9 protein-coding genes are annotated in these 12,217 nt (G+C 65.6%); 6 read left to right on the top strand and 3 right to left on the bottom strand.

Features of this window, described 5'->3' with window-relative positions; genetic code table 11:
* Positions 1-289: 289 nt before the first annotated feature.
* Positions 290-973 (top strand): 2-phosphosulfolactate phosphatase, encoded by a 684-nt coding sequence (locus Q1J95_RS10085; RefSeq protein WP_300267385.1) that lies wholly within the window; start codon positions 290-292, stop codon positions 971-973.
* Between the two features lie 12 nt (positions 974-985).
* Here the strand turns inward: Q1J95_RS10085 and Q1J95_RS10080 are convergent, their stop codons facing one another.
* The 3 genes from Q1J95_RS10080 to Q1J95_RS10070 all read right to left on the bottom strand — a co-directional run bounded on the left by Q1J95_RS10080 (position 986) and on the right by Q1J95_RS10070 (position 3,018).
* Positions 986-1,480, bottom strand: a complete 495-nt coding sequence (locus Q1J95_RS10080) for a SprT-like domain-containing protein (protein WP_300267384.1) — start codon at positions 1,478-1,480, stop codon at positions 986-988.
* A 56-nt stretch (positions 1,481-1,536) separates the two neighbouring features.
* Positions 1,537-2,064, bottom strand: coding sequence for a hypothetical protein (locus Q1J95_RS10075; RefSeq protein ID WP_300267383.1), 528 nt, complete (start codon positions 2,062-2,064; stop codon positions 1,537-1,539).
* A 93-nt stretch (positions 2,065-2,157) separates the two neighbouring features.
* Positions 2,158-3,018 carry a spermidine synthase gene (locus tag Q1J95_RS10070; RefSeq protein ID WP_300267382.1) on the bottom strand — a complete coding sequence of 287 codons (861 nt, stop codon included), beginning with the start codon at positions 3,016-3,018 and terminating at the stop codon, positions 2,158-2,160.
* A gap of 171 nt (positions 3,019-3,189) precedes the next feature.
* On the opposite strand from Q1J95_RS10070, the gene Q1J95_RS10065 reads away from it, so the two are divergent.
* The 5 genes from Q1J95_RS10065 to Q1J95_RS10045 form a co-directional block, all read left to right on the top strand.
* Positions 3,190-4,863 carry an ABC transporter substrate-binding protein gene (locus Q1J95_RS10065; protein WP_300267381.1) on the top strand — a complete coding sequence of 558 codons (1,674 nt, stop codon included), beginning with the start codon at positions 3,190-3,192 and terminating at the stop codon, positions 4,861-4,863.
* A 151-nt stretch (positions 4,864-5,014) separates the two neighbouring features.
* Positions 5,015-6,019 carry an ABC transporter permease gene (locus tag Q1J95_RS10060; RefSeq protein ID WP_300267380.1) on the top strand — a complete coding sequence of 335 codons (1,005 nt, stop codon included), beginning with the start codon at positions 5,015-5,017 and terminating at the stop codon, positions 6,017-6,019.
* On the top strand, positions 6,019-6,969 hold the full coding sequence (locus Q1J95_RS10055) for an ABC transporter permease (protein ID WP_300267379.1): 951 nt from the start codon (positions 6,019-6,021) through the stop codon (positions 6,967-6,969). The genes Q1J95_RS10060 and Q1J95_RS10055 overlap by 1 nt, the downstream gene beginning before the upstream one ends.
* A complete protein-coding gene (locus tag Q1J95_RS10050) occupies positions 6,969-8,627 on the top strand; it encodes an ABC transporter ATP-binding protein (RefSeq protein WP_300267378.1) in 1,659 nt (552 codons plus the stop codon). Before Q1J95_RS10055 ends, Q1J95_RS10050 begins: the two co-directional genes overlap by 1 nt.
* 274 nt (positions 8,628-8,901) lie before the next feature.
* A partial coding sequence (locus Q1J95_RS10045) for a DNA-directed RNA polymerase subunit beta (protein WP_300267377.1) occupies positions 8,902-12,217 on the top strand: 3,316 nt, incomplete at its 3' end.

The following is a 12,217-nucleotide window of genomic DNA, read 5'->3' as shown; positions in this document are numbered from 1 at the left end:
GGGCTCGTGGCGCCCGCTGTGCCGTGGATCCCGGTCGTCGTGATCGCCGCGGCCGCCGCAGTTCTCACGGTCGTGGCCGCGGCGACCCCGACGCGCCTGGCGACACGCGTTGCCCCCGTCGAGGCCCTCGCCATCGACTAGGTGCCGGGTCCCTCACCTTTCGCGCCGAGCCCGAGCCGCCGAGACCCCGTCTTCTCGTCGAGCCCCCGTCGCATGCGTTGCTAAGACGGGGGAACGACGGCAGGACGGGGGTCGGCGTGTGTCTGGGTGGGTGTGGGAAAGTGGGAGGGTGAGCTCGCCGTTCGATCAATCGCCGTACCAGGTTCGCTTCGAGTGGGGAGAAGCGGGGTTGAGGCGCCTCGCGCCGGCCGACATCGTGATCGTCGTCGACGTGCTGCGTTTTTCGTCGACGGTGGCGGATGCCGTGGCATCCGATGCCTCGATCGACGCGGCGGATGCCGCACACTGGTCGCGCGATGGCGCCGCTGTCGCCGCGGCCGCGGCTCGGATACAGGCGCAGCCACAGACTCAGGCGACCGTGCTGCTCGGAGCGTTGCGCAACGCCACGGCCGTGGCACAGACGGTGCTGGCTCTGCAGCATCAGCGGCAGCGGCGCCTCTCCGTGAGCGTGATCGCCGCGGGGGAGCAGACACCGGCCGGAGACCTGCGCTTCGCTGTCGAGGATCAGCTCGGCGCCGGAGCGATCATCGCCGCGCTCAGCGATCTCGGCATCGACCACACCTCACCCGAGGCGGCTACCGCCTGCGAGTCGGCGCGCGGCCTGCGCCGAGCGATGCGGCATCTGCTGACGGCATCCGCCTCCGGACGTGAGCTCGCCGACGGGGTCGACGCGACAGCACGCATCGAAGCCGCAGGCGTCGTGCCGACGAGCGTCGCAGCCGCCGCCGAACTCGACGCGATCGACGCTGTGCCCATCCTGCGCGGCGGCGTCTTCACCCGGTTCGGGCGCTGACCCGACTCCGCGCTACTGCTCTCGCGGCACCTGTGCGGCGAGCCGGGCGGCTGCCGTGATCTCGCGACGAGTCCAGACGAATTCGTACCGCGGGTCGAACGTCCGTGAGCACTTCGCGCATGACGTGGGTCGGCTCACCCGGCGATGCCGGTAGGTCACATGCCCGGCGGGGCATGTACCGACCCAGGGGGCGAGTTCGACAGCCGTCTCGCCGTGGTGCGTGGTGCCGCCGACGTAGCCGATGTCGTCAGCGATGCGCTTCCACTTCGGCCCGTGCGCGGCACGGTGCCCGGCGAGCGCATGGGCGACCTCGTGCAGCAGCACCTGGTGGATCTCATCGTCATCGAAGCGGGCGGCGAGATACCGCGAGACGGTGATGCGCTTCGCGGAGAAGTCGCACAGGCCCGCGCGACGTTTGGCATGGTCGAACCCGAACGACCACGAGTCGTCGAGATGCATCTGGATCAGTGCTTCACCCCAGATGCGCACACGCTTCAGATCCGCCATGCGCCAAGAATAGGACATGGCACAGACATGAGGAATGGTGGCCGGCACGCCACCGATCAGGTCGTGATCAGACGCGCCGCGCCACGGCGTTCGATCATCTCGATCGCCAGCAGCACGGTCTCGAGTTCGCGCTCGTCGGCGCCGGCTTCGCGGCGCAGGAACAGCTCTTGTTTGAAGCTCTCTCTGGCGTGTTCGAGATCGCCCGCCTCGTACGCGTTCTTGCCCTGGTGCTGACGCGCGAAGGCTGCGATGGAATGCCAACGTTGCCCCTCGGCTTCTGCCGCGCACGTCGCCAGCACCTGATCGGCGGCGCTGTGGGCGCCGCGATACTGCAGCACGGTCGCGTGCAGCACGCGCGCACGCAGCACATCTTTGCGGGTACCGGCCATGCGGGCCTGGCGCACGGTCTCTTCCGCCAGCGCGTGCGCCTCATCGAGGCGGTCGAGGACCTTCAGCAGCCACACCCGCTCGAGCATCGCCGGCAGACTCCGCTGCGACTCGATCTCGGCCAGACGTTCGGCGCATTCGGCCTGATCGACCAGCTCACGAAGAGAGTTTGAGTCGTACCCCCGAATGAAACCCAATGTGCTCTCCTTCCGCAGCATCCTCACCAGTCTGCCTTCGGGGTCGCGAGTGGTCGGGTCGGCACGCCCACCGAGGCTGAAGTCGCAGCGCGGTCAGCGCAGGAAGATCGACGCGTCGGGTCTCGGGGATGCCACGGCATCCGCATCCGTCACGATCCCGGCGCCCTGCGCGAACGCCCTGACCTCTGCGCCCTGGGCGATCTTCGCCGGGTGCGGGCCAGCGGCGAGCAGACGGGGCAGCCACCCTGAGGGGAGGGGAGAAGCGGATGCCGCGATCACGAGATTCCCGAACCGTCTGCCCTTGAGCACCTGCGTGTCGGCGAGGAGAGCGACCTCGGGAAGGACGTGAGTGATCGTGGCCACCTGTCGGCGCGCGAAGGCCAGCCCGGGGCCGTCGGCGACGTTGACGAGCAGGACGCCGGTGGGGGCGAGTATCTCGCGAAGTTCGGCGTAGAACTCCGCGCTGGTCAGGTGCGCCGGTGTCTGTGCGCCCGAGTACACATCCGAGACGATGAGATCGCACCTTCCTTTCAGCGCCGCGGGCAGGCGCTGCACTCCTTCACGGGCGTCGCCGATACGGATACGAACGGATGCTCCCCGCGGCAGCGGCAGGTTCTCACGAACGAGCGCGGCCAGCGGCGCCTCCCACTCGATCACCTGCTGACGTGATCCGGGACGCGTCGCCGCGATATAGCGGGGGATGGTGAGTGCGCCGGCGCCGAGATGCAGCGCCGTCAACGGCCCGACCGGTAGCTGATCGATGACAGCGCCCATGCGCACGATGTACTCGAAGTGCAGGTGCGTGGGGTCATCGAGGTCGACATGTGACTGTGGTGTGTCGTCGACGATCAGTTCGAAACCCGAGGTGAACTCCGACGGGACGATGCGTGCGATGCCACCGTGATCCAGGCGAGCGTGCGGATGCTCGGTGTCTTTCGCGCGCGTTCGTCCCATGCTCTGAGCTTATGCGCAGTGAAGTCGTTACCGACCTGATACCGAGTCGCGAAGCGGATGCGCTTGGATTCCGCCCGCCAGCTGGGTAGCGTCAATGCATCGCCGTGTCACGGTTGCGAAGACGCATCCGCCACGCGCAAAGAAGCGCCCCCAACAGGGAAGGTACCCAGCATGAACAACACATCCATGCGTCGGCGAGGGCTCATCGCCGTCACCGGCACAGCGATCGCGGCGATGCTGCTCGCGGGCTGCGTCGCCAGCGAACGCGGTGACGACTCAGGAGACTCATCCGGCGACGTCGACAGCACATTTGTGTTCGCCGCGTCCTCTGATCCGGCCAGCCTCGACCCTGCCTTCGCGCAGGACGGTGAGACCTTCCGCGTCTCGCGTCAGATCTTCGAGGGCCTCGTTGGCACCGAGCCCGGCACCGCAGACCCCGCGCCGCTGCTCGCCGAATCGTGGGAGTCCGCTGCCCACGGCATGAGTCACACTTTCACGCTGAAGGAGGACGTCACCTTCCATGACGGCACGCCCTTCAACGCCGAAGCCGTCTGCTACAACTTCGACCGCTGGTACAACTGGACCGGCCTCGCGGCATCCGAGGCGTTCGGCTACTACTACAACAAACTGTTCCACGGCTACGCCGACAGCCCGGAGAACGCCGTCTACAAGTCGTGCACGCCCGACGGCGACTACTCCCTGACGATCGAGCTGAACAAGCCGTTCGCCGGCTTCATCCCCGCGCTGTCGCTGCCCGCCTTCGCCATGCAGAGCCCGTCGGCGCTGCAGGAGTTCGGCGCTGACACCGTCGGCGGTTCCGCCGAGGCACCCAAGCTGTCCGAGTACGCGCAGGGTCACCCCGTCGGCACCGGCCCCTTCGCCTTCAGCGACTGGTCGCCGGGTGAGCAGCTCACGCTCAACATCTATGACGACTACTGGGGCGATAAGGGCCAGATCGAAGAGGTCATCTTCCGTGTGATCGACGACCCGACCGCACGTCGCCAGTCGCTCGAGGCCGGAGACATCGACGGCTACGACCTCGTCGGCCCCGCCGACACGGCCGCACTCGAAGAAGACGGCTTCACGATGGTGTCGCGTCCTCCGTTCACGATCCTCTACCTCGCGTTCAACCAGGCGCTGCCCGAGCTGCAGGACCCGAAGGTGCGCGAAGCGCTCTCGTACGCGATCGACAAAGACGCGCTGATCAGCCAGGTTCTGCCGGAGGGCACCGAGAAGGCGATCGAGTTCATGCCCGATTCCGTCAACGGCTACAACCCGGACGTACCCACGTACGACTACGACCCCGAGAAGGCGACGTCGCTGCTGGCCGAGGCCGGGTACGACGAATCCAACCCGCTGACGCTTGACTTCAACTACCCGGTCAACGTCTCGCGTCCGTACATGCCAGACCCCGAGCAGATCTTCACCGTGTTGTCGTCGCAGCTCGCCGAGGTCGGCGTCGAGACCACCCCGGTCTCGGAGGAGTGGGTCGAGTACCTCGATCGCACCACGGGCACTGCCGACCATGGCATCCACCTGCTGGGGTGGACCGGTGACTACAACGACACCGACAACTTCGTCGGCGTGTTCTTCGGCGCGCAGAGCTCGGAATGGGGCTTCGACAATCCCGAGCTGTTCAGCGCCCTGGCCGAGGCCCGCGGCATCGCTGACCTCGACGAGCAGAGCGCGCTGTACGAGGAGATCAACCAGATGGTCGCCGAGTTCATCCCCGGCGTTCCGCTTGCGCACCCGGCCCCGACATTGGCCTTCGCGCCGCGGGTCGAGAGCTACCCAGCCAGCCCGGTGAACGACGAAGTCTTCACGGACATCGTCCTCACGAAGTAAGCGTCGCGCGTCGTCCTGTTCCTCATCCTGCGACCGCTGAGCCTGTCGAAGCGGCAAGGGCCGGAACAGGACGACGCGAGTCTCCGCTCCCTGAGCCCGTCGAGGGGTCAGAGACTCGCGTCGACCTACCTGAAAGAGCTGGGAGTACTTCTTGCTTCGCACCATCGGCAGGCGACTGCTGTTTCTCATCCCCACCCTGTTCGGCTTGAGTGTGCTGCTGTTCGCCTGGGTTCGCGCGCTACCCGGCGGCCCGGCGGTCGCGCTTCTCGGCGAGAAGGCCACGCCTGAGGCGATCGAGCGGGTCAACGAGCTCTACGGATTCGACCGGCCACTGCTGGAGCAGTACTTCATCTGGATCGGACGACTGCTCCAGGGCGACTTCGGCGCCTCGATCCAGACCAACCGTCCGGTGCTCGACGAGTTCATCCGGCGCTTTCCTGCGACGATCGAGTTGTCGGTGGCGGCGCTCATCATCGCGGTGGGCGTCGGCATCCCGCTCGGTTACTGGGCGGCGCGCCGTCACGGCAAATTCAGCGACCATTCGGCTGTCGTGCTGAGCCTGGTCGGCATCACGATCCCCGTGTTCTTCCTCGCGTTCATCCTCAAATACGTCTTCGCCGTGCAGCTGGGGTGGCTTCCGGCCGACGGCAGGCAGAATCCGCGCATCGATGCGACGCATCCGACCGGTTTCTACGTGTGGGACGGCATCATCACCGGCGAGTTCGATGCGTCGTGGGATGCGATCCAGCATCTGATCCTGCCAGCGATCGCGCTGGGAACGATTCCGCTGGCGATCATCGTGCGCATCACACGGGCGAGCGTGCTCGAGGTGCAGAACGCCGACTACGTTCGTACGGGCCGCGCCAAAGGCGTTTCGAGCTCGATCCTCCGTGGTCGGTTCATCCTGCGAAACGCCCTGTTGCCGGTCGTCACGACAATCGGCCTGCAGACGGGACTGCTGATCTCGGGGGCCGTGCTCACCGAGACCGTGTTCGCGTATCCGGGGATCGGCTCCTTCTTGGCGCGGGCGATCTTCACCCGGGACTTCCCCGTGCTGCAGGGCTTCATCATCTTCATCGCCATTGCGTATGCGCTCATCAACCTCGCCGTTGATGTGTCATACAGCTTGATCGACCCGAGAGTGAGGGTCCAATAATGAGCGTTTCTCTTCCTCCAGCGCAGGGCGGCGAGATCATCGACACGGTCGCCGTCGCGCAGACCGAGCTGAAGGGCGGCACCGGCGGCTTCTGGCGCGACGTCTTCCGGCGCCTGCGACGCAACCCGACCGCCTGGGTCGGCGCGGTGATCGTGGTGCTGTTCGTACTCGTCGCCGCCCTCGCGCCACTTCTCGCGCCGTACCCGGAGACAGCGCTTCCCGGTGCGAAGTTCATCACGCCGACACACATCCCCGGACCCGGCGACAACCCGGCCTTCCCCCTGGGGCTTGATCGGTTCGGCGGCGATGTGCTGTCGAAGCTGATCTGGGGAGCCAGAGCGTCGTTGCTCGTGGGTGTCATCTCGACGGCCATCGGACTCGTGGGCGGCATGATCCTCGGACTCGTCGCCGGCACATTCGGTGGCTGGGTCGACGCGCTCATCATGCGCATTGTCGACATCATCCTGTCGGTGCCGAATCTGCTGCTCGCCGTCTCGATCGCGGCGATTCTCGGGCAGACGCCATCCGCCGTCATGATCGCCATCGGTGCCTCTCAGGTGCCGATCTTCGCGCGTCTGCTTCGCGCGTCGATGCTGCAGCAGAGATCGAGCGACTATGTGCTCTCGGCGCAGACACTCGGTCTCGGACGCGGCCGCATCACGATGTCGCACGTGCTGCCCAACGCGATCGGGCCGGTCATCGTGCAGGGCACGCTCACGCTCGCGACCGCGGTCATCGACGCGGCTGCCCTGTCGTTCCTCGGTCTGGGTGGCGGACGCCCCGAGACGGCCGAGTGGGGCCGGATGCTGACATACGCACAGAGTGAACTGGCGATAGCGCCCTGGCTGGCTTTCCTGCCGGGTATCTGTATCGCTGTGACAGCGCTCGGGTTCACCCTGTTTGGTGAGGCGCTGCGCGAATCCATGGACCCGAGGACGAGGGCACGCTGATGTCGAACAACAAGAACACGGGCGCTCCGCTGCTGTCGGTGAAAGACCTGGCCGTCGACTTCGCCACGATGGACGGCGTCGTGCACGCCGTCGAAGGCGTCGACCTGGAGATCTCCGAGGGCGAGACGGTCGCGATTGTGGGCGAGTCCGGCTCGGGCAAGTCCACGACCGCGATGGCCATCATCGGGCTGCTCGCCGGCGGCGGGCGCATCGCCCAGGGCAGCATCAGTCTCGACGGGCGTGACATCACACGGGCATCCGAGAACGAGCTGCGCAGCATCCGCGGGCGCGACATCGGACTCGTGCCGCAGGATCCGATGTCGAACCTCAACCCCGTCGCCAAGATCGGCACACAGGTCGCCGAGACACTGCTCGCACACGGCCTGGCCAATAGGCAGAACGTGTCCGCGAAGGTCGTCGAGGCTCTGGAGGCCGCAGGTCTCCCCGACGCGGCGAAACGCGCGAAGCAGTATCCGCACGAGTTCTCCGGCGGCATGCGCCAGCGCGCCCTGATCGCGATCGGCCTGGCCTGCAAGCCCCGGCTGCTGATCGCCGACGAGCCCACCAGCGCACTCGACGTGACGGTGCAGCAGACCATCCTTGATCAGATCGGTGCGATGACGCGTGAACTCGGTACCGCCGTGCTGCTGATCACGCATGATCTGGGACTCGCAGCCGAACGTGCCGAACGCGTCATCGTGATGCACCGTGGCAAGGTCGTCGAGCAGGGCGCTGCGCGACAGATTCTCGAGGAGCCGCAGCATCCGTACACGAAGTCTCTCGTCGCCGCAGCGCCGTCGGTCGCCGTCGCGCGTCTGCAACCCGCGGTTCATTCTGCGGGCAGCGAAGCGCACGATGCCGAAGCGAAGGCATCCGACAACATCGTCGAGATCGAGAACCTCACGAAGGTGTACCCGGTGCGCGGCCGCGGCGATGACTTCGTCGCCGTGAACGATGTCTCGCTCGCCATTCCGCGCGGCGAGACGGTTGCGATCGTGGGGGAGTCGGGGTCGGGTAAGACGACGACGGCACGGATGCTGTTGAAGATCATCGAACCGACGACGGGGTCGATCCGCTATGAGGGCAAAGACATCGCGAGCCTGAGCCGATCAGAGACGCGTGATTTCCGCCAGCGCGCGCAACCCATCTTCCAGGATCCGTATTCGAGCCTGAACCCGATGTTCACGATCGAGCGACTGATCGGTGAACCGCTGGAGTTCTACCGGCGCGGAAGCGGCGCCGAGCGGCGACAGCGCGTGCGCCAGCTGCTCGATGATGTGGCGCTGCCGCAGTCGATGCTCCGGCGATACCCCTCCGAGCTGTCGGGTGGTCAGCGCCAGCGCGTGGCGATCGCCCGTGCTCTGGCGCTCTCACCAGATCTCATCGTGTGCGACGAACCGGTCTCGGCGCTCGACGTGCTGGTGCAGGATCAGATTCTGACGTTGCTGGGCGACCTGCAGCGTGAATACGGACTCAGTTACCTGTTCATCTCGCACGACCTCGCCGTCGTCAGACTCATCAGCGACTACGTGTGCGTGATGAAGGACGGAGCGCTCGTGGAGGCGGCGACGTCCGAGGAGATCTTCACGAACCCGCGTGATCCGTACACGCGGCGCCTGTTGGCGTCCATCCCGGGCAACGAGCTGAACATCGCCTGAGGTGCGCCGCGTGCCCGCGTGCGCGTGTGCCCGCCGAACACCCGCCGCGAACATTGTGGTTTCGCGCGACGTAGACGGATGCTTTTACCGCAGCATCCGAGATTGGTCAAGGACTGCGCTTGCCATGTCACAAAATCCGACGTATAGTGGATCGTTGCGCCTCGGTTCTCCCTGCCCTCATATGGTGGTCGGCAGTTGTTGAGCAGACGAGTGCGCACTCCACCTGACGACAAAGGAATCGAGAAGCCCTGCGGGGCTCACGGAGGTTATTCCCTTGGCTGCTGCTCGCAACGCATCCACACCCACCACCAATAAGAACGGACGCGGAGCATCCCGCCTTTCGTTCGCCAAGATCTCCGACACGCTGACGGTCCCTGACCTGCTCGCGTTGCAGACGGAGTCCTTCGACTGGCTCGTCGGCAACGAGACGTGGAAGGCACGTCTGGCCGAGGGCAAGAAGGCCGGTCGCAAAGATCTCAACGAGTTCAGCGGTCTGGAGGAGATCTTCGAAGAGATCTCCCCGATCGAAGACCTCGGCGAGACGATGCAGCTGAGCTTCACGAACCCGTACCTCGAGCCGGAGAAGTACTCGATCGACGAGTGCAAGGAACGCGGCAAGACCTACGCCGCGCCGCTGTACGTCGAGGCCGAGTTCATGAACCACCTCACCGGTGAGATCAAGACCCAGACGGTCTTCATGGGCGACTTCCCGCTGCAGACCGGCAAGGGAACGTTCATCATCAACGGCACCGAGAGCGTCGTCGTCTCGCAGCTGGTGCGCTCGCCCGGTGTCTACTTCGACAAGACGCCCGACAAGACCTCTGACAAGGACATCGTCTCGGCGCGTGTGATCCCGAGCCGTGGTGCCTGGCTCGAGTTCGAGATCGACAAGCGCGACCAGGTCGGCGTTCGCATCGACCGCAAGCGCAAGCAGTCCGTCACGGTCTTCCTCAAGGCGCTCGGCATGACGAGCGAAGAGATCCTCACCGAGTTCGCCGGTTTCCCGGCCATCGAAGAGACGCTGGCGAAAGACACGATCCTCACCAAGGAAGACGCGCTGCGTGACATCTACCGCAAGCTCCGTCCGGGTGAGCAGGTCGCGGCAGAGGCTGCTCGTGCGCTGCTCGACAACTTCTACTTCAACGCCAAGCGCTACGACCTCGCGAAGGTCGGTCGCTACAAGATCAACCAGAAGCTCGGCCTGAACGAGCCGCTGGACTCGTCGGTGCTGACCGTCGAAGACATCGTCGCGACCATCAAGTACCTCGTGCGTCTGCACCGAGGAGACGAGAGCTTCGAGGGCCTCCGCGGCGGCAAGAAGGCCGAGATCCGCATGGCCACCGACGACATCGACAACTTCGGCAACCGTCGTATCCGCGCCGTCGGCGAGCTCATCCAGAACCAGGTCCGCACGGGTCTGTCGCGCATGGAGCGCGTCGTGCGCGAGCGCATGACCACGCAGGACATCGAGGCGATCACGCCGCAGACCCTGATCAACGTGCGCCCTGTCGTCGCCGCGATCAAGGAGTTCTTCGGAACCTCGCAGCTGTCGCAGTTCATGGACCAGAACAACCCGCTCGCGGGTCTGACCCACAAGCGTCGCCTTTCGGCGCTGGGTCCCGGTGGTCTCTCCCGTGACCGCGCCGGCGTCGAGGTTCGTGACGTCCACCCCTCGCACTACGGCCGCATGTGCCCGATCGAGACGCCGGAAGGTCCGAACATCGGTCTGATCGGATCGCTCGCGACCTTCGCGCGCATCAACTCGTTCGGCTTCATCGAGACGCCGTACCGCCGTGTCGTCGACGGCATCGTCACCGATGACATCGACTACCTCACGGCGTCGGAAGAGAGCGACTTCATCGTCGCGCAGGCGAACGCGCCCCTCAAGGCGAACGGCAGCTTCCGCGAAGAGCGCGTGCTCGCTCGTCGCCCCGGCGGCGAGGTCGACCTGTTCGAGCCCGCAGAGATCGGCTACATGGACGTCTCCCCGCGTCAGATGGTGTCGGTGGCGACGTCGCTCGTGCCGTTCCTCGAGCACGATGACGCTCAGCGTGCGCTCATGGGCGCCAACATGCAGCGTCAGGCTGTGCCGCTGCTGCGCAGCGACTCTCCGCTGGTCGGAACCGGTATGGAGGGCTACGCTGCCATCGACGCCGGCGATGTCATCTCGGCCGACAAGCCCGGTGTGGTCACCGAGGTTTCCGCTGACCGTGTCGTCGTCCAGCTCGACGAGGGTGGCACGCAGGAGTTCTACCTGCGCAAATTCGACCGCTCGAACCAGGGCACGTCCTACAACCAGAAGGTCGTCGTCTCCGCCGGTGAGCGTGTCGAGGTCGGCGAGATCATCGCCGATGGCCCCGCCACCGAGAACGGTGAACTCGCCCTCGGCAAGAACCTGCTCGTGGCGTTCATGACGTGGGAAGGCTACAACTTCGAGGATGCGATCATCCTCAGCCAGGACCTCGTGAAGGACGACACGCTCTCCTCGATCCACATCGAAGAGTACGAGGTTGACGCTCGCGACACGAAGCTCGGCAAGGAAGAGATCACCCGTGATCTTCCCAACGTCAGCCCCGAGCTGCTGAAAGACCTCGACGAGCGCGGCATCATCCGCATCGGCGCTGAGGTTCGTCCCGGCGACATCCTCGTCGGCAAGGTCACGCCGAAGGGTGAGACCGAGCTGAGCGCTGAAGAGCGTCTGCTGCGCGCGATCTTCAACGAGAAGAGCCGCGAAGTCCGTGACACCTCGCTGAAGGTTCCGCACGGTGAGCAGGGAACGATCATCGCCGTCAAGGAGTTCAACGCGGAAGAGGGCGACGACGAGCTCGGCTCCGGCGTCAACCGCCGCGTCGTGGTCTACATCGCCCAGAAGCGCAAGATCACCGAGGGCGACAAGCTCGCTGGCCGCCACGGCAACAAAGGCGTCATCGCGAAGATCCTTCCGATCGAGGACATGCCGTTCCTCCCGGACGGCACCCCGGTCGACATCGTCCTCAACCCGCTCGGCATCCCGGGCCGAATGAACTTCGGTCAGGTGCTCGAGACCCACCTCGGGTGGATCGCGAAGCAGGGCTGGAAGGTCGAAGGCACCCCCGAGTGGGCCGCCACGCTGCCGAAGGACGCATTCGAAGCGGTCCCCGGCACGAAGGTCGCCACCCCGGTGTTCGACGGTGCAGAAGAGCACGAGATCGCGGGACTCCTCGACTCCACGCTTCCCACGCGTGATGGTGAGCGCCTGATCGACTCGAGCGGCAAGACGCAGCTGTTCGACGGCCGCTCCGGTGAGCCGTTCCCGGCTCCGATCTCGGTGGGCTACATGTACATCCTGAAGCTGCACCACCTGGTCGACGACAAGATCCACGCACGTTCGACGGGTCCGTACTCGATGATCACCCAGCAGCCGCTCGGTGGTAAGGCACAGTTCGGTGGTCAGCGCTTCGGTGAGATGGAAGTGTGGGCGCTCGAGGCCTACGGCGCTGCATACGCGCTTCAGGAGCTCCTGACGATCAAGTCAGACGACATCCTCGGCCGAGTCAAGGTCTACGAGGCGATCGTCAAGGGCGAGAACATCCAGGAGCCGGGCATCCCCG

Origin of the sequence: Microbacterium sp. (assembly GCF_029263575.1) — a bacterium.
GTDB lineage: Bacteria > Actinomycetota > Actinomycetes > Actinomycetales > Microbacteriaceae > Microbacterium.
The sequence above is the reverse complement of the archived record's forward strand: the minus strand, read 5'-3'. Positions and strand labels throughout refer to the sequence as shown.

Excerpts from the sequence above, each read along its gene's own strand:
- Q1J95_RS10055 (WP_300267379.1), top strand. The coding sequence starts at position 6,019 with ATGAGCGTTTCTCTTCCTCCAGCGCAGGGCGGCGAGATCATCGACACG.
- Q1J95_RS10050 (WP_300267378.1), top strand. The coding sequence starts at position 6,969 with ATGTCGAACAACAAGAACACGGGCGCTCCGCTGCTGTCGGTGAAAGAC.
- Q1J95_RS10070 (WP_300267382.1), bottom strand. The coding sequence starts at position 3,018 with ATGGGACGAACGCGCGCGAAAGACACCGAGCATCCGCACGCTCGCCTG.
- Q1J95_RS10065 (WP_300267381.1), top strand. The coding sequence starts at position 3,190 with ATGAACAACACATCCATGCGTCGGCGAGGGCTCATCGCCGTCACCGGC.
- Q1J95_RS10080 (WP_300267384.1), bottom strand. The coding sequence starts at position 1,480 with ATGGCGGATCTGAAGCGTGTGCGCATCTGGGGTGAAGCACTGATCCAG.